The following is a 24,393-nucleotide window of genomic DNA, read 5'->3' on the forward strand; positions in this document are numbered from 1 at the left end:
GCTGATAATAGCCGACAATGATAAGTTCCGTAGAATTAAGTGTAGTCCTGATCGTTGCGCTTTTTCTCTTCGGACCCAAAAAGCTGCCCGAACTTGCACGATCTCTCGGGGGTGCGGTAGGAGAGTTCAAGAAAGCACAGAGAGCTGCTGAACTGGATCTTACGACTTTCGATTCCTATACCCGCAAAAACGGGTCTGGAGCTGTTGCCAGTGCAAGAGAGGAAGAAAAGGGAAAAGAAACTGAAGAGCTGAAAACTAAACCCACGGCAGGCCAGAGCTTTAAAAATTCACTGGAAGCCAGATCATCCATTCCAGAGGACGAAAATCCCGAGGCTATTGAGGCAGGTGAAAAAATCCCGGGAAACTAAGCTTACAGTACATGAGTTTAAAAATTCATGAGTCCAAAGCTTCACGAATTCAAGGCTTCACGAATTCAAGGCTTCAGTTACTGAATAAAAGTAAAAGAAGTATAAGTTTTTATAATTCCAAAAGTCTTAAAGCCTCTGTAAGAAGTAATAAGTCAACATAAAGAGAAATAAATAAAAAGCGGACAAATAATAAATAGAAAATAAAAGGTTTATATAGTAGAAGTAAATCCTCATTCTCTACTAAACAGTAGTTTATCAGAATAATTTTTGTTCTACTAAAAGTAGTATAATTTGCTGATAAGCCTGAAACACCAGAAAAAGTGAAAATTCGAGGTATAGACATGTTTGGCGGGTTAGGTCCCCAGGAACTGATTCTTATATTCATAATAGTTATGCTCCTGTTTGGGGCAAGTAAACTCCCGGAACTTGCACGGTCCATGGGAAGTTCGGTAGGAGAATTCAAAAAAGCCCAGAAGGAATCCGAACAAAACCTGAAGGATTTTGAGAAATCCTTAAAGGAACCCATAGCTCCAAAGACCAAGGTACAGGAGACCGCTGTAAAACTCGGGATTGAAATAAAAGGCAAGACCGATGACCAGTTGCTTGAAGAGATCCAGAAAGTCGCAGAGAAACCAAAAGAAGTCTCTGAGCCCTGAAAGCGTCTGAAAAGCTAGATTTTCATTTTTCATATTGTTTCATTTAATTTTATTTTTTGAATTTCATTTTTTGTTGTCCCGAAATGCATACCCGTGTTAAAGATCCAGAGCTAACCCGGAGGTTTCCTGTGACAGAGTTGATCAGTGAAGTTGACAGAGATGATAATTTTCTCGGCCTGCGCCCGAGGGAGGAATTTTATTCGGGAAATCACATCCACAGGGCTTCCCAACTAATCCTCCTTGACCCGGAAAACAGAATGCTTCTCCAGAAGCGGGCTCCCGGAAAATACTGGTATCCCAACCGCTATACCTATTCCGTAAGCGGCACTGTCGCAGACGAGTCCTATGAAACCTGTATTGCGAGGGAGATGCTCGAAGAAATAGGAATCTCAGTCCCCTTCAGGAAATTGTTCAAAATTCCCTGCATCCTGGAAAACAAAGGAGCTTACCATACGGTATTTTCAGGCAGATGCTCGGAAGAAACTGCCAGCCTTATCCGGTTTGATCCCGAAGAAGCTGTTTCCGTTGAGTGGGTGGAAATCGAAGAACTGTACAGGGCTGTTAAAATCGAGCCTGGCAACTATACGCCTTCCCTGAGGGCAGGGATAATAAAAATCTTTGAAGAAGGGTGCGAAAAATATCTTTTCTGACATTTAAGAGAACTAAAAAGGACTAAGATAACAATATTTCTGACCCGTACAACCTTATTCGCTATACAAACCTTTCTTGTCACGCTCGACGAAGGAGAGCGGCCTTTCCCACAAACAGAAATACAGAAAGAGGAAAGTAAAAACTACTGCCGAGGGTACTTGTGAGCCGGAACTACTTCGGCAGCTCAAATAGGATGAAATTTCGGTCTAAGTTCTCTTTCAAACCTTGTTTTTCTGCTAATTTTACAGGGCCGCCAGAAAGGCCGGCGGAGGCGCTAATGTTTGCCTGAATTGAAAATCAGCTTCCAAAGTTAAGGGCACAATATTCTCTCAGCCCGGAGGGGTGTTTCTTCAGTATATAACTCTCTTAATTGCGGTGCCTCTTGTAAGTTACTTTTTACCCGGATGGCGGCCCGCCCAGGCCTCTCGCTGCGCAGGGAGAGAAAAAAATGAAAAAAATTTCCGGAATTCCGGAATACACCCACCAGTTAATCGGGGACCACCTTCAGTCTTCCGGTTCATTAAACTCCCGTTTCACATACCCTCCGACGATAGGAATATTCTCCCCGCAAACCGGACATGTCTTTTCAGGTGTGATTTCGTACTTTTCTATATCGAAAAATCCCCGGGTGATCAATATTTTGCCGCAGTTGGGACAGAAGGTATTATTGCGGTCGCTTCCCGGAACATTGCCCATGTAGACGTACTTCATCCCTTCTTCAGTCGCGATTTTACAGGCTTCCTCCATGGTTTTTACCGGAGTTGGGTAGAGGTCCTGCATCTGGTACTGGGGGTGGAAGCGTGTAAAGTGGAGGGGAGTGTCAGGCCCGAGGTTTTTGTAGGCCCACTTCGAAAGTTCCCGGAGCTCATCAGGGGAGTCATTCTGGTTCGGGATTATGAGATTGGTGATCTCCACATGAATCCCGAGCTCTTTTGCAAGGGCAGAAGCCTCTAGTACCGGACCCAGCTTTGCGCTGGCAACGTCATGGTAAAACTTTTCAGTGAAGGCCTTGATATCGATATTGGCAGCATCCAGATAGGGTGCAATATGCCTGAGGGCTTCAGGAGTTATGTAACCGTTGGTCACATATACTGTGGCAAGCCCGGCTTCTTTTGCCAGTTTTGCACTTTCGTACGTATACTCGTGCCAGATCGTGGGCTCATTGTATGTCCAGGCAATGGACCTCGAGCCTGAGAAAAGCGCCCTTTCCACCAGCTCGTCCGGAAGAATATCCGTTGTGTAAGAGTCTTCAAGGCAGACCTGGGAAATCGACCAGTTCTGGCAGTGCTTGCACCGGAAGTTGCACCCGATAGTCCCCACAGAGTAGACATAAGATCCGGGATAGAAATGGTAGAGTGGCTTTTTCTCGATAGGGTCCACAGCTTCGCTGGAAACTGTCCCGTAAATAAGAGAATAAAGATCACCTCCACGGTTTTCCCTGACTCCGCAAAATCCCCTCTTTCCCGGGGCTATTTTACACCTGTGGGCGCAGAGCCCGCAATGTACCTTGTCAGCTTCGAGTTTCTCATAGAACATGGCTTTGCGAATCACAGCAATCCCCATAGAGTGATTGTTTTTTTGGGTAATAACGTTACTGTCGGAGATTTATTCGGTTCAATGAAAACATAGCATGAGAATCTTTTTTTTAAGAAATTCCCTGCTGCCGATAAGAAAGATACATTCGGATTAGATTGTTTTTGCAATATATAAGTACACAATTCGGATTTTTATAAATTTAATGATATAATTTTCGAAACTACTTTATACTAAGGTTAACAGATATATTTCCGAATGCATTGTGGGGAAAAAACATTTGATATACCCCTTAAGTCTTCTCTTATCAAGCTGGGGTTATTCCTGATAATAGCAGGTTTACTTTACATAATCAGTCTCCAGAACTACCTGCTCTTTCGTATTGTAGTAAATCAGTTTAATGTCATAATCGCTTACATGGTTTTCATAATAGTATGGAAATCGAAAGTTATTTCGGAAAACCGGTACCTTACATTTGTCGGGACAGCACTTTTTTTCATAGCATGCCTTGGCTTTTTGCGTTCATTTTCCTATGAAAGAATAGGCGTATTTCCAGGATACGGGGCAAACCTCCCTGCTCAGCTCTGGATTTCCATAAGGTATATGGGAGGTATATCCTTTTTTGTAGCCCCTTTGCTTTTAACCCGTACTGTATGGGACGGCAAAAGTAATCAAGAACCTTATGGAAATGACCTCTTTGCCCGAGGAGTCTTTCTTGTGTATGCTGTTATTACGGTAGCTCTCCTGCTCTCAATCTTTCATTACGGGAACTTTCCGGACTGTTACACGGAAAGTTATGGGCTTACTCCGTTTAAAATATACAGCGAGTATGTCATCTCTTTCTTATTCATAGGTTCGTTGGTACTCCTGTACCGAAAAAGAGACAGGTTCGAAAAACATGTTTTCAGAATTCTTACGGCAGCGATAGCGTTATCAATTCTGGCTGAACTGGCTCTTGCCTACCATACGTATACGGAGGAATTTCTCAACTATATCGGGCATATTTTTAATGTCTTATCTTTTTACCTGATCTATATAGCGATCGTAGAAACGGGGTTTGAGGAGCCCTGCAGCCTTTTTTTCAGAGACCTTAAATTCAGGGAGGAAGCTTTCAGGAGGGAAGCTACTTTCCTGAAGGACGACCAGGGACGAATTTACAGGATGCTCGGACTGGAAAAAAATATGCCTGTAGGTGAACCCGCACCCGAGGACCTGCAAACGAAAGCTGAACATTACAGTTCCCTGCTTCAGAACATACAGGGGATTACCGGCTTCTGGCTCGGTGAGAAAGGTGTGCCGACGTTTATGGAAGGGGCTGTGGAAGCAATTACGGGTTACGGAAAAAAAGATTTTATTTCCGGGAAGGTGAAGTGGACCGAAATAGTTGTACCTGAAGACCGACCGTTGCTCTTTGATAATATGAAAAGGGCAGAGTCAAGCCCGGACTCCCCGCATGAACTGGAGTACAGGGTCAGGAGAAAAGATGGGGAAATCAGGTGGGTCAGGGAAATTATGCAGCCCATTCCCGGGGATTCCGGAATGTCGGGGCAATTCCAGGGCTTTATTCGGGATATCACCCAGCGTAAAATGGCTGAAGAAACCCTTTCCAGGACAGAGGAAGCCCGCATAAAAGAAATCCACCACAGAATCAAGAATAACCTGCAGGTGATCTCCTCGCTGCTCAGCCTCCAGGCAGAAAAGTTCGGTGACGAAGAAACCCTTGAAGCCTTCAGGGAAAGCCAGAACCGTGTAACTTCCATGGCTCTGATCCACGAAGAGCTTTACGAAGGAAAGGATATGGAAACTCTCGATTTTGCGGTTTACCTCCGCAAGCTGACCGGAGACCTTCTCAGTTCATATACCGTAGGAAACAGGGAAATTAACCTGAAACTGGACCTTAAGCAGATTTATCTGGGAATGGATACCGCAGTTCCTCTCGGCATCGTCGTAAACGAACTGGTTTCGAATTCCTTAAAGCACGCTTTCTCCGCGGGAAAAGGAGGAGAAATCCGCATAAGCCTTTCAAGACCGGAAGATTACGAAAAGGAAAGTGAAAACGGCAATCCCGAAGTGGAAAGGAATATCAAAACAGACCCCTCAGGCATAGAAACGGGTGAAATGGGCATAGAGAAAAGTGAAGAGGGAATAATAAGGTGTTTCGAGAGCAAAAAGGGCATTGAAAAGAGTGAAAAAGAGACGGTGTTTATGCTGATCGTAGCTGATAACGGAAATGGATTTCCTCAAGATATCGATTTCAGAAATACGGATTCTTTGGGGCTCCAGCTTGTAAACATTCTTGTAGAACAGATAGACGGGAGTATCGAACTTAACAGGGATGCGGGAACGGAATTCAAAATCAGGTTCGGAAAGGTAGGAAATTGAAAGCAAAGACAAAGACATAATCAAAGTGGTGGTGGCACACCCCGCTACAAGCAACGGATATGTTCACACCCTTGCTCCGAAAATCTAAAAAATGGATCTTTTTAAAGCTCACAATTCAAAGAATTGTATCTTTGACCGGACTGCGGGAGGCGGAAAACACCTCGCTTTGAAGCTCTTTTTTACGTCCTTCGGAATCAAGTCCCCGTTCCCGCAGGATATACAAAAAAAGGACCAGACCAAGCCCGTTTACCAGAAGCATTGAGGGGAGACTGTTCCTGATTACGTTAAGGATATCCTCCAGCGGAGCCGGATAGACAAGCAGCGGGAAAATGACCAGGAGATGGAGGCATTCTACCAGAGCCCCTAAAAAAACAACTTTGAAGTAGCTAAGTTTCCGCTTCCAGAGAACCGAAAAGCCTCCTGCGACAAGCCCTGCAGCAATGGTAGCAACTGCACAGGGGACAGCAGTCCACCCTCCCTGGCTTAAACGATAGACACCGCCAATAAGCCCGGTAAGTCCTCCGAGAAGCGGTCCGCCCAGAATGCCTGCAAGCATGGGGCCCAGATCCCGGAAATTGACCAGGATCCCTTCTACAGGGACAGCCCGCATCGTGCCGTAGACAGAGAGCAGGCCGAAGCCCGTCACAAGCCAGATCCTGCTGTTTCCGGAAAGCTGACCTTCAACCGCTTCGCAGAGGGTTTCCGTACGGCTGAACAGGTAGAGAGAAAAAGTGACCACAAGTACTCTTTCAAGCAGGGGGACAGCAACATTGAGCAGATAGCGGTCATTGGCAATAGCAAGGAATAGAAGTACGGAGACTGCAAGCGGCTTTATAAGTGCCGAACTTTCCGGCTTTCCGGTATTGTTTTCACGGGCAGGCTTTAAGTTTTCGGTGCCCACAGAGTTGTCCACAGAATTAAGTTCCTGGTTCACATAGAGGAAAAGTAAAAGTCCAAGTACGTTTATCACGGTCATCGGCAGGTAGGAACTGCGGATCACTTCCAGAATATCGGGGAGAGGGGCCGGGTATGTAAGAAGCGGGAGCAGTACGAACAAGTGCAGGCTCTCTGCAGCGACACCAAGGAAAACAAGCCTGGAATAACTGAGTTTTTTTTGCCAGTGCTTTGAAAGTATTCCGGCCAGAAGACCTGCAGCTACACTTCCCACTGCACATGGAAGAGCTGTCCAGCCTCCCTGCATATAGCGAACCAAACCTCCCATAAACCCGGCAACTGCTCCTGTAAAGGGTCCGCAGAGCAGCCCTGCGAGCATGGGCCCGAGGTCCCGGAAATTTACCAGAATCTCTCCTACCGGGACCGCCTGCAGAGTCCCGTAGATCGAGAGAAAGCCAAAATCCAGCGCTATAAAGCTCTGTTCCTTCAGGTTCAGGCTGCTTTTGAACGAATTTTTTACCACGGCAGTCCCGGAGAGAATGTAGAGGAAAAAAGCCGCAACCACAAAGTGTTCAATTAGCTGGATGCCGGTTGCCATGAAGCTCCCCTCTAAAATTAAAAGTGCAAGCACGGATATCAGGACTATTAAAGCCTGCAATGAAACTTTCAGTCCCCCGGTTTCCTGTAAGCGTGAAACGAACCTGTTTTCAAGGAAAAAGCTCTGTTCCTTTATGATATACAGGAAAAGTGCCAGTCCGAAAACATTCGTAAAGGTCATTGGGAGCAGGAAACTCCGGATTAAGGCCAGGATGTCTTCCAGGGGTGCAGGATAGACCAGGAGAGGAAAAATCACCAGGAGATGAATAGCTTCCACGAAGACGCCAAGCCCGATAAGCCTGAGATAGTCCAGTTTGCCCTTCCAGCAAATTGCGGCATAGCCTGCCAGGACACCGGCAAGAATCGTTGCAACCGCACAGGGCAGGGAAGTCCAGCCTCCCAGGGAATAGCGATAGAGCCCTCCTATCAATCCTGCAAGGCCTCCGAGTACCGGGCCTCCCAGTAATCCGGCAATCATGGGTCCGAGGTCCCGGAAGTTGATAAGTGCCTCGTCAAAGAGAATAGCCTGAGTAGTCCCGTAAATGGAAAGTGTGCCGAAAACCATCACAATCAGAGCCCGGTCAGCCATTGAAAAACCTCGTTCCAGGGCTAACCTCATATTTTTTGAGCTACTGAACATATATATGACAAAAGCAACTACAGTAACCCTTTCCATCAAAGGAATCCCGAAAAGCAGGAACTGTTCTTCCTTTAAGAGCGCTACAAAGAGGAATAAAAAACTGCCTGCAACCATTAGCAAGCGCCACAATTTTGAACCTCTTGCATATTCCGGGAGCTTGAAGTCAAGATAGACTACCATAAACCCGATGAATGCAAACATTATTGATGCAAGGGCAGAGACCCATGTGAGGATGTTTCCCGGCTCTCCGAAGCTGATTATTAAGGCAAGGACAATTACAAGCCCTGAGATTATTCCCCTGTAAAGAGTTTTTTCGTCCTTAAAAATTATCCCCGTTCCGCTCAGGATCGAAGCAATTGCCCGAGCCCTCCCGTCAATTCCGGTAAGGATGAGGGCAACAAAAACAATGTATGAAGTTAGGATAAATACCGGGACTCCGTAAGGCAGTTTATTGAGTGAGATGTAGATCCCGTTGAAAAAATCGGTGCTTGAGCCCGAAGAAAGCCCTATAGTCATGAAGGCAAAAGAAAAGATCCCTGTCAGCCAGAAAGCAAGTCCCTGGCTGAACCTTACGTTTCGGAAATGCGTGGAAAAGTAAGCTTCTCCATGCAGAGCCCCGATCTTTTCCTTTAGCCAGGTAGAGTAAAACAGGAGAGAAAGGCTTGAGCCGGCTGCCCCAAGCAGCCCCATAACCGTAATAAGCTGTTCTTTTTCAAGGACAGGGGCAAGCTCCCGGGACGCATCCACTAAAGGAATTCCGGTCCCGAGTAAAGTGTAAAGAGTCCCTGTTATTATCAAGCCTGCAAAAAAGGATACAAGCCTCTCAAAAAAAGAAAAAGGACATTTGTAAAGAAAGAGGCCTGCCAGGATCAGAGAAAGGATTGCCACCAGCTTTACGGAAAAAAGTACCGGGAAAAGCTGCACAAGAAAAGTACCCGCAAAGAAGGCAATGCCTCCGAAGCCTATCAGTTCAAGGGAATAAATGCACATAATAAAGATTACTTCCCAGTTTTGAGGCCCGGGTATATGCCGAAAACCCCTGAAAATATCTTCCCCCCGTGCGAGCGTATAACGGGAGAGCCCTTCAATCAGGCAATATTTATAGACAAGAGCCACTCCGATAACCCAGAGCATCCTGTATCTGGATGCTGCCCCGGAAGCCAGCAGGTCAGGATAACTGTCAACACTCATGTGGACGGAAAGAATCAGAGAAGGGCCAAGGAAAAAAAGCAGATCTAAAAGAACAGGAACCAAACGCTGAGAGATACTTTGAAAATTAGATTGAACAGAAAATGCAGAACCTGAGGCATTTTTAAAAGCTTGGAGAAGGTTTGTTCCAGCCAAGATAGCACCTATAATTAAGCATAAATATATAATTAAAGATTGGAATAGTTTTATTATTTTAAAAGAGTTGTGCTTCTGATATGGGCATATTAATTCCCGAACGTAAAAATGAACCGGAATATGTCATAAAACGGTTAGAAAAGTTCAAAATAGTTTTTGTATAAATCACCCCTATTCACAAAAACAACGAATAATTGATTTCAAAAAGATTGTCTTTAAGCCTTCAACAAATGATCTACGGACTTCTTTTTCCCTTTACTCTGCAGAAATTCTTTTTTCAGGAAGCAGTTCTGCAAATGCCCTGTTGGGGGATGAGATCGGAATAAAAATCCCAACCGGCAGAGCAAGCTTTCTCCGAAAAATACTTTTTCACCGGGAATATTTCATGAAACAATAAAATATTCGCATATGCAAAAATATTATATACATAATATTACATTTCATATCTAAGCAAAAAATTCGTATATCCGAATATATTATGGTGTACAAAATGGTAGGAATAATGGATAAAACCCTTAACATGCTGGAAACAGGCCAAAAAGCCCGTGTTATCCAGGTAAGAGGAAGAGGGAGTTCCCGCAAACGGCTCCTTGATATGGGTATGGTCCCCGGGACAGTTCTGAGTGTCACCAAAAAAGCCCCATTGGGAGACCCTGTGGATTTCAAGTTGAAAGGATACAACCTCTCCCTCAGGAAGACTGAGGCAGAGGCAGTTGTTGTTGAAGTGCTGGAGGATTAATTTGACCGCACGGATGCCTCTTACCATGCTTTCGGAAGGGAAAGGCTGCAGGATCAAAGAAGTTCGGGCAGGTCTGGAGCTCAAGAGAAGGCTGACAGAAATGGGTTTTACGCCTTCGTCTTCTGTCCGGCTTATAGGATGCGAGAGAGGGAATCTGCTTGTTAATGTGAACGGAGCACGTTACGCCCTCGGAAGGGGTATGGCGATGAAAATTATGGTAGAACCGGATCCCTGTGAAGGTGTGGAACTTGGTTGAGAATAAAATCAGGGTTGCACTTGCAGGAAACCCCAATGTGGGCAAGACGACCGTTTTCAATGCTATTACCGGAGCCAGGCAAAAAGTTGGAAACTGGCCGGGAGTAACGGTTGAGAAAAAAGTAGGTACAAAAGAATATGCCGGGCATGTTCTTGAAATTGTAGACCTCCCCGGAACCTACAGCCTCACAGCCTATTCGGCAGACGAAGTCGTCGCCAGGGATTACATCCTTGAGGAAAAACCTGATGTTGTAGTCCAGATCCTTGACTCGACAAACCTGGAACGCAACCTGTACCTGAGCACCCAGCTACTGGAAATGGGAACGAAGCTTGTCTTTGCTCTGAATATGTCCGACCTTTCGGAAAGAAGAGGAGACGAGTTAGATATCCTCAGACTTGAAAAATTACTCGGAACCGCCTTGATAAAGACAACGGCAAACGAAGGCAGAGGTATCAACGCCCTCCTTGACGCAATAATCACAAAAGCCGATTCCGAAGCACACTTGCCTCATGAGATAGGGTACGGGAAAGATGTTGAAGAGAAGATACGTCATCTGGAAAATATTCTCGTTAAAGACATGGCCCTTCTGAACAGGTACCCTTCCAGATGGTTGAGCATAAAATTACTCGAAGGAGACGAAAATGCTCGCTCAAAACTTTCTCAGTCAAGTGTAAAGCCTGAAGTTGAAAAATTCCTTTCCGGCCTCGACCCGGAGGAATACGAAGCTGAAATGGCCGACAAGCGGTATGAGTTCATAAGCAGCATACTGTCTCAGGCATGTACGACCTGTGTTGAACAGATGTCACCGTCCGACATGGTCGATAAGGTACTTACAAACAGGTATCTTGGAATACCTATCTTCCTTACCCTGATGTGGGGCATGTTCGAACTTACCTTTACCTTCGCTTCTCCCTTCATGGAACTCATAGACATGTTTTTCGGTTCGCTTGCCGAAACGGTTGCTGCAAACATTGATTCTTCGTGGCTTGCATCCCTGCTCGGAGACGGGATAATTGCAGGAGTAGGATCGGTTGTACTTTTTGTACCCAATATTTTCATCCTGTTTTTCCTCCTGGCTTTGCTGGAGGACAGCGGATATCTTGCAAGAGCCGCCTTTATTATGGACAGGTTGATGTATTCGATGGGACTCCAGGGGAAATCTTTTATCCCTATGCTTATGGGCTTCGGATGTTCGGTCCCGGCCATTATGGCAACCCGCACCCTTGAGGACGAAAAAGACCGCCTTATTACGATGATGGTTACGCCTTTCATGTCCTGCGGGGCCAGGATGCCTGTTTACGTGCTGCTTGCAGGGACGTTTTTCGGGAAACAGGCAGGATCGGTTATCTTCGGGCTTTACGTGCTAGGCATAATTGTGGCAATCCTGTCTGCCAAGCTATTCCGGAGTGTCATTTTCAAGGGCAAACCTTCTTCCTTTATAATGGAACTGCCTCCTTACCACGTGCCTTCGGTCGGTAATTCCCTGAAACATATGTGGAACCAGGGCTCTCTTTACCTGAAACGGGTAGGTACCGTGATCACCGGAGGAGTGGTGGTCATATGGCTGCTTGCATACTTCCCGCAGGGAGTCGAATACGGAAGTGCGGAAAGTTACATAGGCAGCCTCGGGAAGCTGATCGAACCTCTCGTAGCTCCGATAGGGTTTGACTGGAAAATTGCAATTTCCCTTATCTTCGGGTTCCTTGCCAAAGAGGTTGTCCTCGGTTCTCTCGGTACCCTATACGGCACAGGGGAAGATGAAGGAATACTGTCTTCGACTCTTGGAGCAGACCCTACATTCACACCCGCGATTGCACTCGGGCTCATGGTGTTTACCCTGCTTTACGTACCCTGCATAGGAGCAGTTGCAGTAATCAAAAAAGAGTCGGGGTCCTGGAAATGGATGCTTTTTGCAGCAGCTTATTCGACAACAGTAGCGTGGATAATGGCCTTTGCAACGGTAAAAATAGGGACTATCATATTCGCATGACGAGGAGACATAAATGGAAAATAAGAATAAAACTCTGACCTATTTTACCCTCCTCGGGGGGATAACCTACCTGGTAACCGGGGGCCTGCAGGTCCTGAAAGGAGCCGGGTTTTTGCCTGAAAACTTCATAACTGCAAACCTGCTCCCTCCGGAACTTGCCGGAGGGCTGGTACTTGTAGTCATAGGGGCGGTTTATTTATACGGAACTGTTGAACTTTCAAAAGGTTCCTTAGAAGGAAGAGCCTACGCATATGTGGGGATCGTACTTTCCATGCTCTTCGGAGCTCTGTATTCCCTGAACTTTATTGCCGACCTTATTAATGCGTGGGTTTTGTTTGCGGAGGGATTTGAGGAGTGGACACCACTTGTTGATCTCAAGCCTGCACTGTACCTTGGCCTGATTTCTCTTGTAATATACATGGGCTGGGAAAATAAATTCAAACTTCAGGAAAGGAAGGAGCCAGGATAATGGTACTCGGATACGTATATGTACTGAAACAGATGGAAGAAGCGGAAAAGAAAGGCAGTATCTCTTTCAATGAGATTTCGAGACATTTGAAAATGAGTACGCAGCAGCTTAAAGGCTTACTCGAAATTATGGAAGGAATGGGACATGTTGAAAAAGTTACGGAAACAAATCCTGACTTATCCTCCTCCTGCTCCGGCTCCTGTAAAAATTGCGGGTGTTGCGAATGTTCAGGAAAAATCGCCGTATTAAGCGGTACAATTTACAGGTTGACCGAAAAAGGGCGAAGGGTCTGCAATAACCGGGCATGATGGATCTGAAAAACCTTTGTAAAAAATCTTGATGAACGGAAACCGAAGATTTCAAAAGTCTGAGGGCAGTCTTTCCTGAGCTTAAAGCTGCATAGACAGACCAGAAAGCGAACAAACATACGGGATCAGTAAAAAACCAGCAATAAAAACGGAAGTCGAAGACAGACTTTAAAGCTTTACGGCTTCAGGTTACAAGGCAGCCAGGGCTTTTGAAATTTTTCGGCTCAACGGAAAGGAAGACAGGACAGAGACGCCTCCCAACCTGGAAAAAAATTCCCGGAAAATTAGATCCTGTTTTCCTATCCACAAAAATATCCCGGTACTTACAAACTGAAAGAATAAATTTCAATTTTTGTGTCATAATTACATTACTCTTAGCTGGCGGTACAATAATGGAACACGAACTCGAAGAAGTCGAAAGGGATTACATAGAATTCAGAAAAGAAATGGGAGAGAATTAAACCGAAAATCAAAGTTGCTTAAACAGAAAACCAAAGTTGCGCTGGCGCACTCCGCTGCAAGCAACGGGGTATGTTCACGCTTCCGCTCAATATTCCGTTAAAGAAAGCAATAACCCTGAACAATTTAGTTTAAGCAGAAGTTAACAACTCGAAAATGAAATTGATAAAACATATTTATCATTAACGGTTGCCGGATAAGTTTTTCATCCCCGCAGCAAGCTGGCGGGGTATTCAACTGAAATAAAAAACGAGAACTGAGAACATTCTTTAAAACTTTAAGCCAACCGGTTGCAAAATGACCAGACTTTTACTCTCCCGAATCAATGGAAATATTGAATATAACCGATTAGGATCCAAGTATTCAGGAAGTCAAGCTATAGTCAAGGAGCTAAATAATGCAACATTAGGTGAACTGCAAAGTGTTTTCTTTGTTGCTGCAATTACGAGCGTGACTATAAATGCCAAAAGAGAAAAAAAAATTTATTTTAAAAAGGTTCACGCCTTATATGGGCAAGAAGAAAGTACTTTTGCCATTGTCATTGGTATTGTCAGGAATTTCCGCAGTTCTTAACATCTTGCCTTTTGTGCTTATATGGCACATAACACGTGATATATTATCAGCTCCCCAATCGATTGACATTTCAAATGTCAGTTTTTATGCGTGGCTAGCCTTTGCAAGTGCAATAGGAGGAATAATAGTATATTTTTGCGCACTTATGAGCTCGCATCTTGCGGCTTTTCACGTAGAGGTCGGGATACAAAAAGTTGGAATGAACAAAATAATGTCTATGCCGCTTGGTTTTTTTGATAAGCATTCAAGCGGGAAAATACGAAAGATTGTAAATGACGGAGCGGGAACAACTCATACATTTTTAGCACATCAGCTCCCGGATATGGCAGGCAGCGTCGTCTCCCCCATTATTCTTATAGCTCTGACTTTTATCGTAGACTGGAGAATGGGGCTTGCTTCTCTTGTTCCAATTATTTTGGGCTTCATAACAATGAGGTTCATGATGAGCTCCGAAGGTAAAAAATTTCAAAAAATGTATTATGATTCTTTGGAGGAAATGAGCTCCGAATCCGTGGAATATGTCCGCGGTATTCCGGTTGTAAAAACATTCGGTCAAACCGTATTTTCTTTTAAGCGGTTCTATGACAGCATAATCAAATATAAAGAGATGGTTCATGCGTATACCCTTCTTTGGCGAAAACCGATGTCATTTTACACCATAATTATGCAATCAGCCGCATTCTTTTTAATTCCAATGACTATATTTTTAATAGGTAGGGGAGAAAACCTTCCCCTTGTGCTTGCGGACTTTGTTTTTTACATTCTGATGTCGCCAATTTTTACTATGCTTTTGATGAAATCGATGTATTTTCAGCAAAATACTTTGATTGCAGAGCAAGCCATTGACAGGCTGGATAACCTATTAGATTATCCAAACATGAGCTATAGCAAAAACACAAAAAACATCCAAAATCACAGCCTGGAGTTTAAGGACGTAGTGTTTTCATATGAAGGAACCGACAAACGCGCCGTCAATAAAATCAGCTTTAAATTAAACGAAGGTGAAACGATCGCACTTGTCGGTGCCTCTGGAGGCGGAAAAACGACCATTTCCCGGCTGGCCGCTCGCTTTTGGGATGCAGACGAAGGCGCAGTATTAGTAGGAGGAATAAATGTCAAGGATATTCCTAAAAAAGAACTGATGGACAATATTTCCTTTGTTTTTCAAAACACAAGGCTGTTTAAAGGTTCACTAAGAGAAAATATAATTTTTGGAAAAGATAACGTCGGAGAAGAAGAACTAAATAAAGCAATTGATTTTTCGCAGTCAAGAGAAATTATCGAAAATCTTCCTGATGGACTTGATACGGTAATAGGCTCAAAAGGAACCTATCTTTCAGGAGGAGAACAGCAGAGAATTGCGCTTGCCAGAGCCATGGTCAAGAATGCTCCGATAGTGCTTTTAGATGAAGCCACTGCCTTTGTAGACCCTGAAAATGAACATTTAATCCAAAAAGCACTCAGTGAGCTTAGCCGTGGCAAAACAACTCTTATGATTGCACATCGTCTTACCAGTGTACGGGAGGTTAACAGAATCCTGGTTATCGAAAGCGGAAGGATTGCGGAGGAAGGAACACACGCAGAGCTGCTGAATAAAGGTGGTATCTACAAAACCATGTGGGATGAATACCAAAAATCTGTTGCCTGGAAAATTGCCGCAAAAGCCGGGTAAACTGAGGAGGTCAATATGGTAAGATATTTTCAAAATAAATATGCTATGTCTGAAAAAGGCGCAAAAGACCTTCTTCACTCGATAATCTGGACCGTAGTGATGGACATCAGCTTTCTGGCTCCGGTAATCCTCAGCTTTTACTTCCTCGATGAACACATAAGCTCCCTGATAAATTCTTCAACCAGCCAGAAAAGCAACTTTCTTTACTACTTTATTCTGTCTGCCGTGTCCTTCCTGATAATGTTCGTCATCGCCACTTTTCAGTACGACTCGGCCTATACGAAAATTTATGAAGAAAGTGCCCACAGACGGATCAGTCTGGCTGAAACGCTAAGAAAGCTTCCATTAGCTTTTTTTGGCAAAAAAGATATTGCCGATTTAAGCTCTACCATCATGGAGGATGTAACACAGATAGAGACGCTCTTTTCCCATACGGTTCCCCAGCTTTATGCAGCGGGATTGACTCTTCTGATCATGGGGATGATGATGTTTTTCTATAACTGGGAGCTGTCCCTTGCCGTATTCTGGGTAGTTCCGGTTGCCGCCCTGGTTTTTTATCTTTCGAGAAAGTTTCAAAATAGTACGCAGGTGAGAATATATAATATAAAAAGAGATATCTCGGATAATATTCAAGAGGGACTTGATTCAGTCCACGAAGTAAAGTCCTATAACAGAGAAGAGGCTTTTTCAAAGGCGTTAAACGCAAAGTTGGATAACTACGAAAAGTTTTTGATCAAAACAGAGCTTTTGATAGGCGCATTCATCAACCTTTCTTACGCTGTTTTAAAGCTTGGTCTTCCCAGTGTCATATTGGTCGGAGCATATCTTTTGTCAACCGGGACCATAAATATTTTTACTTACATTGTTTTTCTTGTCATCACTGCGCGCATTTATAATCCGATTACGGACGCTTTGAACAACTTTGCAGCGCTTATATATCTCAACGTGCGGATAAAACGCATGAAAGAGATGGATGGAATGCCAAGACAGGAAGGAAGAACCGAATTTCATCCGAAAAACTACGATATCGAATTTAAGAACGTGGACTTCTCCTATCAAGACGGTGTGCAAACATTGCAGAATGTAAACTTCACCGCAAAGCAAGGCGAAGTAACGGCGCTTGTAGGACCTTCCGGCGGCGGGAAAAGCACGGTTGCAAAGCTGTCTGCCCGTTTCTGGGATATCGACAAAGGGGTCATCACCCTGGGCGGAGAAGATATCTCCCGGGTTGATCCCGAAACCCTTCTGAATAATTTTTCAATCGTTTTTCAGGATGTTACGCTTTTCAATTCAAGCGTTATGGACAATATCCGTCTTGGGAAGGAAGACGCGCCGGATGAAGAAGTAATGAAGGCGGCACAACTGGCCCAATGCGATGAGTTCATAAAGAAGCTTCCGCAAGGATATGACACCTTAATAGGAGAAAACGGAGAAAAATTATCGGGAGGCGAAAGACAGCGTATATCAATAGCCAGAGCAATACTAAAAGACGCTCCAATTATCCTGCTTGACGAGGCTACAGCAGCTCTTGATGCGGAAAATGAGGGCAAGATCCAAAGAGCACTCAGTGAGCTTATAAAAAACAAAACCGTTTTGATTATTGCGCACCGTATGAGAACAGTTTCAGGGGCTGATAAGATTGTTGTTATTAAAGACGGGGTTATCGCAGAAACAGGCACACCTTTTGAATTAAAAGAAAAACAAGGAATTTTTTCCTCAATGTTAAAGGCGCAATATCAAAGTAATTAATACTTTTTGAGGATATGGATGAGGACTGCGTCCTGCTGTCCGGCAGGAATGTAAGAGGGTTCACACTGGAGAGTCTGCTCTCCACATCAACAAGGTATTCCAGATATAGTGAACGGTTTTAAGGTAAGAATTTGCCGTCCAAATAGCGGAGCATATCGAATTAGTCCTATGAAAAAATTAAAAATGTTTGGATCTTGAAGTATCTCTTTGAAGATTTGAAAAAATTTGACACTTAAGGCGGAGATAGAGGATAAAATTAACAAACTAATAAAAATAATTTTTGGAAAAGTCATATCCAGAGAAAAGAAAATAATGAAATCACTGGATTATGGAACTGAGTCTAAAACAGCGAAGAGCCAAATTTACTTTTGCCCATACAATTTGAAAAGGATACGATTTTCCTTCTTGAAGAACTCTTGTATCTCTGCCCGGACATTATTTATGGATAATTCTCAGGAGTTTATTGAGATCCCGGAAAGAGAAAATAGTTTTTTTCGCATACACAAATAAGATACTATTTTTCAAATCAGTTTTTTATAGCAAACAATATTTCATATCTTCGCATAATTTTCGTATATACGAAAATTATAAATAGTTACTACAACATTTCAAGTTTGAGGAAAATATTCGTATCCCAAAAATAAATTTGGAAAAATATGAGGAAATTCCGAAAAACTGGAAAATCCTTTCAGGTGCAAAAAACGGAATAAAACTCATATTAATAACAATTGAAGGAGGCTTTAAGAAGATTGGAGAAGCGAGGTTTGCCGGAAAACAGAAGGGTGAATTCGAGTCCAACGTGGGCGATAATCAGAAAAATCAAGGTTTGAGATGAAAACGCGTCAATCTTGATAATTAACCGGCGAAGAAGAGAGGAACATTTCAAACTTATCCGACCACGATGACCCATAATTGAAAGATGGGGGATTCTATGAGTAGGGCTGATAAGCCGTATTTACAGGGTATAAAACCGTATTTACAGGGTATAAAACCGAATTTACAGGGTATAAAACCGAATTTACAGGGTATAAAACCGAATTTACAGGGTATACCTGAGACCTTGCTTATCCCGTTATGGGCGCGGGCCGTTGAAGCAGAACAAACCTGCCCGATAATTAAAGATACCAAAGCAGCGGAGATAATGAACGGAATAGATTATGATTTCACGAAATTTACCAATGCATGGAAATCCCAGATTGGGGTTGTGGTGAGAACCAGACTTCTGGATCAAGCGGTGCGGAGTTTCATTCAAAAGTACCCCGATGCTGTAGTGGTTAACATAGGCTGTGGACTGGATACACGCTTTGTGCAGGTAGATAATGGCAAGATACACTGGTACGATTTGGATTTACCGGAAGTAATCCGTATCAGGCAGAATTTTTTTGTCGAAACTGACCGCTACAGGATGATTGCCAAATCGGTCTTTGATGATTCCTGGATGGACGAAATTAGTGTAACAGACGAACCGGTTTTGATCATTGCCGAAGGGCTACTGATGTATTTTACCGTGCAGGAAGTCAAAGCCCTGCTGAATAAACTGATTTCCGGATTCCCCGGAGCAGAAATGCTTCTGGAAGTTATGAGCCCGGACATCGTAAAGATGAGCAAGCAACATGATGCCATCGGCAGGATGGATGCTAAGTTTCGATGGGGGATAAAAGATAGCCAGGAATTGGAAACCTACAATAAGCAAATTAAAGTGGTCGACGAGTGGAATTACTTCGATTATCACAAAGACAGGTGGGGCTGGCTGGGCTGGCTGGCTGTAATTCCCGCTTTTAAGAATCATTTCAATAACAGGATAGTCCATTTGCAATTCACTTAAGACCGGAATTCCTTGCGTATGCTGCAATATCATCGTTGCTGCAATGCATAACTCTAGTATGGTGGCGCATCGCGCCAGAAACATCATTAGTATTATAGAGAAGAGGTGATAATAAGGGACGAATTTTCAGAAATCCAGAGGAATAAAGTACAGAGTACGATTATGATGCCGTTCGATTGATCGGATATCATCAAAGAAACGCGGATTTGAACAGATTAGCGTATGCTATCGACCAGAATATCAGCTATTTACACACTTTGACAAATGATTTCCAAAGAATGACATGAAGAGGGGTTTATTATGGAAAAACCACACATTACCTTAAGTAATCAGTGGCAATTGAGAAGAATTCTCGCCATGCTATTAACGATGACAGTTGTTCTTTCGTTACTTCCAGCCACTGTATATGCCTTCGATCCTGCTGCGGAAAACTGCACCAGCAATGCGACCATCAACTGTACGTCGGAAAACGCATCCCATGCGGATAAAGAAGAAACGGCAGTGCCTTTGTTCGCAGGAGGCTGCGGAACGGAGTCCGACCCGTACCAGATTGCAACAGCAGAGCAGCTTGACCGGGTACGATGCTATCCGGATAAGCACTTTATCCTGACCGCAGATATTGATCTCTCCGGCTACGAAAACTGGAAACCAATCGGTACTTTTAAGCCTTTGTCCGACGACCCTGAAGATGAAGAGACCCCGGATCCGGAACTAGCCTTTACCGGTACTTTTAACGGCAACGGATATACCATTTCCAACCTGACCATCAATCTGCCGGAGGGTATGGCGGTTGGTTTATTCGGGTGCGCCGTCGGCGATGAGAAAAATCCAAGCTCCATATCCAACCTGACAGTGAAAAATGCAGACGTGACCGGATACGCTTTCGTGGGGGGCGTGCTCGGCGTTCAGTATTTGAACGGAAACCTGGAAGGCCTAAGTTTGACCGGCGATCAAAATACGGTTAAGGGCAACACCAACGTAGGTGGAATTACAGGCGGCAGCCTGAGTGATATGAAAGACTGCAACGCTGCGGCGGACATCGTGCTCCGGGGCGATGGCGCGAACCACGCGGGTGTTTTGAGCGGCGGCCTGGAGGACGGTTCGTTGCTCAACTGCACGGCGACAGGAGGTACGGTGACGGCGAAAGGAGACAATCGTTATGGAGTGGGCGGACTTGCCGGCTGCGTAATTGAGGGAGCGGCGGTCACCAACTGCCATGTTGATGATGTTTCCATTACAGCCTGTGGTAAAAACAATGCCATGGTAGGGGGGTTATTAGGGCATACGGGAGCCTCGGACGCGGAGAATCTCACCCGGGTGATGGGCTGCTCGGCTGATGTCACCATTATCGTGTCAGACAGCACGAGCCGGGCAGGCGGACTGGTGGGAAGCGGGTTTTACCTGGAACAATACAAGGAGTATTACCCCACGCCGACTATGTATAGGCTCGTGAACTGCAACACTTCGGGCAGCATTACCGGCGGCTCTGAAGCCATAGGCACCATCGCAGGCCATGCCCACAATTCTATCATAGAAAACTGCACCAGCACCATGACTATCAACGGTGCGTCAGAGAATGTACCTCAGGTAGGAAAGGAAGAAACAGGAGTGTCGACCCCAACAACCGGGATACTGGTAGTAGCGCATGGTTCATCTGAAGATGAATGGAACCAGCCGGTGCGGGATGCCGTAGAAGGTATTGATTGTCCGTATCCGGTAGAATTGGGTTTCCTGGAGTTTGTTGAAGGGGAAGATATCGGGACGGCAGTTGCCAGTCTGGAAGAGCAGGGTGTTGAACACATTATCACCGTGCCGATATTTGTAGCTTCGGCTTCGGGTCATATTGAAGAAATCAAATACATACTGGGAATCTCCAGTTCCATTACGGAAGAGGACGCAATTGAGGAAGGGCTGGAAGTAGTTTCGTACAATGCCGAGATTGAAATAACATCGGCCCTGGATGACCATCCATTGGTAGCGGAAATTTTAGATGACCGTATTGCAACGGTTAGCCAGCAGGCAGATCAGGAAATAGTGATACTGGTCGCTCACGGGACCTCGGACGCGGAAGACCTGGCGGTCTGGAAAAATAACCTGGCATCTCTAGGGCAGCAGCTTAAAGATGACTATCAATTTTTGGATGTCGATTATGGCTTTGTGGCGTTAGGTGAACCGAATGTCAGGGATGTGGTAGAAGCACAGCAGGCGGAAAATCCCGGAGTTTCCATTATTGTTATGCCGGTGATGCTTTCCGAAGGCACATTCACAAGTACCAAGATTCCTGAAGTGCTGGACGGATTAACTTACATATATCCAGAGGAAGGACAGCGTTCTTTACTACCCCATGATAAAATTTCTCTGTTGATTGTTGCCCGTGCTTATGATGCCATGGGAGTTTTTGCGGGTGGAAATGGAACTGAAGAATCTCCTTATCAGATAGCAACGGCAGAACAGCTTGACCAGGTGCGTAATTACCTGGATAAAGACTTCGTTTTAACGGCGGACCTCGACCTCTCTGGCTATGAAAACTGGGAGCCCATAGGTACTTTCCAGCCTTTGTCCGACGACCCGGAAGATGAAGAGACCCCGGATCCGGAACTGGCCTTTACCGGCACTTTTAACGGCAGCGGATATACCATTTCCAACCTGACTATCAATCAGCCGGAGGGCATGGCGATTGGTTTATTTGGGTGTGTTGCCGGGGAACAGGAAGATCCCATTCACATATACGATCTAACTCTGGAAAATGCGGATGTGACCGGGAACTTTTGTGTCGGCGGAGTAGTTGGTTTTCAGTATGCGGACAGTATCCTGGAGAATATAAATCTTACTGGCGATAACAGAGTTCAGGGTAACATTTATGCGGGTGGCATTTTAGGAGGCAGCGATATAGGCGGAGGTTCTGCGGAGCTGAGAGACTGCAACGCTGCAGCGGATATCGCACTCCTGGGCGACGCCGCCAGTTCCGCGGGTGTTTTAGGCGGGGCTCTGAACGCTTGTTCAGTTATCGACTGCACTGCAACAGGCACTGTGACAGCGAAAGGAGAAAATTATTTTGCGCTGGGAGGGTTGATCGGCGGCGTATTTGAAGGAATCGAAGTCATAAACTGCCATGCCGATGATGTTTCCATTACAGCTTGCGGTAAAAATAATACCATGATCGGTGGGCTTCTTGGCTATGCTGGAACCTATGGTAAGCAACCCCCAACCCAGATAACAGAGTGCTCGGCGAATGTCACTATTGCAGTGTTGAACAGCACTGACCGTGTGGGTGGTCTTATAGGCGGCAGCTTCTATCATGAGTTGGCTGCAGAAGCTAGGCCGGTGCCTGCACGCTATGCCGTCAACAGCTGCAACACTTCGGGCAGCATCACTGGCGGTGGAAACGAAGTAGGAAGCATCGCGGGCTATGCCTACGATTCCACCGTGGAAAATTGTACCAGCACTATGACCATCAACAGAGTGTCGGAAAATGTATCTCAGGTAGGGTTGTATGAAAGTGCCTTTGGGGGTGGAAACGGAACTGAGGAATCTCCTTATCGGATCACAACGGCGGAGCAGCTTGACCGGGTGCGATACTATCTGGACAAGGACTTTATCCTGACAGCAGATATTGATCTCTCCGGCTACGAAAACTGGGAACCCATCGGAACCTTTGACGAAAATATTTTTGACAACGTCGGCCGTAGCGATATTGCGTTTTCCGGTACATTTGACGGCAACGGTCACACTGTTTCCAATCTGACCGCAACTCACCAGGATCTTGTCGGTGTCGGCCTGTTCGGTGTGGCATCCTCCGATGCCATGATTAAAAACCTGACCGTGGAAAATGCCTCGGTTACCGGCTACATGTCAACGGCAGGCATCGTTGGCCTTAACTGTGCCTCGGTGGAAAATCTGGCGCTTAAAGGTGAAAATGAGATCTCCGGCGTCAACTGCATCGGCGGTGTTCTCGGTGGACACGGATTTGGAAACGTTAAGAACTGCACGGTTGAAGATGTAACGATTAACGTGCTGGGCAACAACGACTTTTCAAGCGGACCTATCATCCAGTGCGATGTGGCCGAATGCGGCGGTCTGATCATAGGTGGCGCTTTTACCGGCAGCATTGAGAATTGCTCTGCCCAGGGCGAGATAATCGCCGAAGGCAACGAGCCCGTTGGCCTTGGCGGCATAGGCGGCTGCCTGGAATACATGGAGAATATCACGGGATGTACGGCGGACGTGACTATTACCGCGCCTAATTCGGCTCACGCAGTCGGCGGCTTATGCGGGTACGCGGGCACCGGGGACACGGAAAATCCGGCAGTCATCGAAAATTGCTCGGTCACATTTGTAATGAACACGGCCAACGCCACGCACATAGGCGGGCTGGTAGGCACGGGACTCTACTACATGGGAATGGAAACAGTCTTTTCCATCAACAATTGCAGCACCGAGGGTCAAATAAACGGAGCGGTCACTCCGGGTACGATTGCCGGACGCGCCGAGAATTGCACCATCAAGAACTGCACATTTGACGTCCTTATCGACGGTGTGCAGGGTACAGCCGAGATCGGAACGACCGAGCGGATGTACGAGAGTGCCGACCAGCCGGAAGGCTTTGAGGATCTTTCCGCCTGGGCAAATAGCGGTAGCGGTAGCTTTGAATCGCTTGTCAATTATGTAAACGACGATGCCCTGAGCGACGTGTGGAACACCGCAGCCTCCTCCGAGATGGCACAAATGATGGCAGGAATGTTTGGCGTGAATGTCACTGACGGCGCATCTCTAAAGGCCATGTTTGCAAACATGGCATTGACTCCGGCAAATAACGGTACGCAGATCTACCAGATCAAATTTAGTTCTGATTACAAGACCATCTATTTCTGTGACCAGGAAGGCAATGTCATTGAGTCTCACCCTTACACCTTTGTGGAGAGCAACAACAGTCTGGGAATGTTGGCCGGAGAGACAACCTATGTATTCAAGGCGGATGACGATGCGGGCGTACTGAACTATATTGCAATGCTCAAGCCCCACTTTGACGAGGGTATGGATGAGACCACCATACCCGCACACGTCCACTTCTACTATGCCGCAACGAAGGATACGCTGAGTACTTACAAACCGGATAGCGTAACGCTCAGCAGTTGGATGCCGACCATGCTCCAGATGGACGACGAATTCAGTACGACGGATAAGGTGCCTATGCTCGAATGCCTGTTTGGCATTGATAATGCTTGCACGGGTGGCAACGGCACGGAGCCAAATCCGTAACAGATCGCAACGGCAGATCGGCTCGACAA

General features: G+C 45.5%; 17 protein-coding genes. 15 read left to right on the top strand and 2 right to left on the bottom strand.

All coding sequences use genetic code 11. The annotated features are described in order from the left end of the window. Window positions 1–17 precede the first annotated feature (17 nt). The 3 genes from ACSAZL_RS12805 to ACSAZL_RS12815 all read left to right on the top strand — a co-directional run bounded on the left by ACSAZL_RS12805 (window position 18) and on the right by ACSAZL_RS12815 (window position 1,674). A complete protein-coding gene (locus ACSAZL_RS12805) occupies window positions 18–368 on the top strand; it encodes a Sec-independent protein translocase subunit TatA/TatB (RefSeq protein ID WP_440945031.1) in 351 nt (116 codons plus the stop codon). A gap of 341 nt (window positions 369–709) precedes the next feature. Next, on the top strand, window positions 710–1,024 hold the full coding sequence (locus ACSAZL_RS12810; RefSeq protein ID WP_440945032.1) for a twin-arginine translocase TatA/TatE family subunit: 315 nt from the start codon (window positions 710–712) through the stop codon (window positions 1,022–1,024). 128 nt (window positions 1,025–1,152) lie between these two features. Next, window positions 1,153–1,674 (top strand): Nudix hydrolase, encoded by a 522-nt coding sequence (locus ACSAZL_RS12815; RefSeq protein WP_440945033.1) that lies wholly within the window; start codon window positions 1,153–1,155, stop codon window positions 1,672–1,674. A gap of 505 nt (window positions 1,675–2,179) precedes the next feature. Here the strand turns inward: ACSAZL_RS12815 and amrS are convergent. Beyond that, the gene (amrS, locus tag ACSAZL_RS12820; protein ID WP_440945034.1) at window positions 2,180–3,226 is read right to left on the bottom strand and encodes an AmmeMemoRadiSam system radical SAM enzyme; all 1,047 of its coding nucleotides are present in this window, start codon (window positions 3,224–3,226) and stop codon (window positions 2,180–2,182) included. A 240-nt stretch (window positions 3,227–3,466) separates the two neighbouring features. Between amrS and ACSAZL_RS12825 the strand changes: the two genes are divergently transcribed. Beyond that, on the top strand, window positions 3,467–5,590 hold the full coding sequence (locus ACSAZL_RS12825) for an MASE3 domain-containing protein (protein ID WP_440945035.1): 2,124 nt from the start codon (window positions 3,467–3,469) through the stop codon (window positions 5,588–5,590). Window positions 5,591–5,705: 115 nt separating this feature from the next. On the opposite strand, the gene ACSAZL_RS12830 is transcribed toward ACSAZL_RS12825, so the two are convergent. Further along, on the bottom strand, window positions 5,706–8,912 hold the full coding sequence (locus ACSAZL_RS12830) for a LytS/YhcK type 5TM receptor domain-containing protein (protein WP_440945036.1): 3,207 nt from the start codon (window positions 8,910–8,912) through the stop codon (window positions 5,706–5,708). A gap of 643 nt (window positions 8,913–9,555) precedes the next feature. On the opposite strand from ACSAZL_RS12830, the gene ACSAZL_RS12835 reads away from it, so the two are divergent. The 11 genes from ACSAZL_RS12835 (at window position 9,556) to ACSAZL_RS12885 (ending at window position 24,364) form a co-directional block, all read left to right on the top strand. Next, on the top strand, window positions 9,556–9,804 hold the full coding sequence (locus ACSAZL_RS12835; RefSeq protein ID WP_440945037.1) for a FeoA family protein: 249 nt from the start codon (window positions 9,556–9,558) through the stop codon (window positions 9,802–9,804). 13 nt (window positions 9,805–9,817) lie between these two features. Continuing rightward, on the top strand, window positions 9,818–10,060 hold the full coding sequence (locus ACSAZL_RS12840; RefSeq protein WP_440948848.1) for a FeoA family protein: 243 nt from the start codon (window positions 9,818–9,820) through the stop codon (window positions 10,058–10,060). Next, window positions 10,053–12,050: a ferrous iron transport protein B gene (gene feoB / locus ACSAZL_RS12845; RefSeq protein ID WP_440945038.1), complete on the top strand. Its 1,998-nt coding sequence runs from the start codon at window positions 10,053–10,055 to the stop codon at window positions 12,048–12,050. Before ACSAZL_RS12840 ends, feoB begins: the two co-directional genes overlap by 8 nt. Window positions 12,051–12,063: 13 nt before the next feature. Beyond that, entirely contained in the window at window positions 12,064–12,519 is a 456-nt protein-coding gene (locus ACSAZL_RS12850; RefSeq protein ID WP_440945039.1) for a hypothetical protein, read from the top strand. Beyond that, a complete protein-coding gene (locus ACSAZL_RS12855) occupies window positions 12,519–12,827 on the top strand; it encodes a FeoC-like transcriptional regulator (RefSeq protein WP_440945040.1) in 309 nt (102 codons plus the stop codon). Before ACSAZL_RS12850 ends, ACSAZL_RS12855 begins: the two co-directional genes overlap by 1 nt. A 209-nt stretch (window positions 12,828–13,036) precedes the next feature. Continuing rightward, complete coding sequence (locus tag ACSAZL_RS12860; protein ID WP_440945041.1) at window positions 13,037–13,288, top strand: hypothetical protein; 252 nt, start codon at window positions 13,037–13,039, stop codon at window positions 13,286–13,288. A gap of 458 nt (window positions 13,289–13,746) precedes the next feature. Beyond that, window positions 13,747–15,531, top strand: a complete 1,785-nt coding sequence (locus tag ACSAZL_RS12865; protein WP_440945042.1) for an ABC transporter ATP-binding protein — start codon at window positions 13,747–13,749, stop codon at window positions 15,529–15,531. A gap of 15 nt (window positions 15,532–15,546) precedes the next feature. After that, entirely contained in the window at window positions 15,547–17,280 is a 1,734-nt protein-coding gene (locus ACSAZL_RS12870; protein WP_440945043.1) for an ABC transporter ATP-binding protein, read from the top strand. Between the two features lie 646 nt (window positions 17,281–17,926). Further along, complete coding sequence (locus ACSAZL_RS12875) at window positions 17,927–18,115, top strand: hypothetical protein (protein WP_440945044.1); 189 nt, start codon at window positions 17,927–17,929, stop codon at window positions 18,113–18,115. A 96-nt stretch (window positions 18,116–18,211) separates the two neighbouring features. After that, window positions 18,212–19,105, top strand: a complete 894-nt coding sequence (locus tag ACSAZL_RS12880) for a class I SAM-dependent methyltransferase (RefSeq protein ID WP_440945045.1) — start codon at window positions 18,212–18,214, stop codon at window positions 19,103–19,105. Between the two features lie 1,350 nt (window positions 19,106–20,455). Continuing rightward, complete coding sequence (locus tag ACSAZL_RS12885; protein ID WP_440945046.1) at window positions 20,456–24,364, top strand: sirohydrochlorin chelatase; 3,909 nt, start codon at window positions 20,456–20,458, stop codon at window positions 24,362–24,364. Window positions 24,365–24,393 lie beyond the last annotated feature (29 nt).

This window comes from Methanosarcina mangrovi (assembly GCF_052057765.1).
GTDB lineage: Archaea > Halobacteriota > Methanosarcinia > Methanosarcinales > Methanosarcinaceae > Methanosarcina.

Bases quoted from the DNA above. Each gene is read 5' to 3' on its own strand.
- ACSAZL_RS12805 (WP_440945031.1), top strand. From the start codon at position 18: ATGATAAGTTCCGTAGAATTAAGTGTAGTCCTGATCGTTGCGCTTTTT.
- ACSAZL_RS12810 (WP_440945032.1), top strand. From the start codon at position 710: ATGTTTGGCGGGTTAGGTCCCCAGGAACTGATTCTTATATTCATAATA.
- ACSAZL_RS12825 (WP_440945035.1), top strand. From the start codon at position 3,467: ATGCATTGTGGGGAAAAAACATTTGATATACCCCTTAAGTCTTCTCTT.
- ACSAZL_RS12830 (WP_440945036.1), bottom strand. From the start codon at position 8,912: ATGAGTGTTGACAGTTATCCTGACCTGCTGGCTTCCGGGGCAGCATCC.
- ACSAZL_RS12835 (WP_440945037.1), top strand. From the start codon at position 9,556: ATGGTAGGAATAATGGATAAAACCCTTAACATGCTGGAAACAGGCCAA.
- ACSAZL_RS12840 (WP_440948848.1), top strand. From the start codon at position 9,818: ATGCCTCTTACCATGCTTTCGGAAGGGAAAGGCTGCAGGATCAAAGAA.
- ACSAZL_RS12850 (WP_440945039.1), top strand. From the start codon at position 12,064: ATGGAAAATAAGAATAAAACTCTGACCTATTTTACCCTCCTCGGGGGG.
- ACSAZL_RS12855 (WP_440945040.1), top strand. From the start codon at position 12,519: ATGGTACTCGGATACGTATATGTACTGAAACAGATGGAAGAAGCGGAA.
- ACSAZL_RS12865 (WP_440945042.1), top strand. From the start codon at position 13,747: ATGCCAAAAGAGAAAAAAAAATTTATTTTAAAAAGGTTCACGCCTTAT.
- ACSAZL_RS12870 (WP_440945043.1), top strand. From the start codon at position 15,547: ATGGTAAGATATTTTCAAAATAAATATGCTATGTCTGAAAAAGGCGCA.
- ACSAZL_RS12880 (WP_440945045.1), top strand. From the start codon at position 18,212: ATGAGTAGGGCTGATAAGCCGTATTTACAGGGTATAAAACCGTATTTA.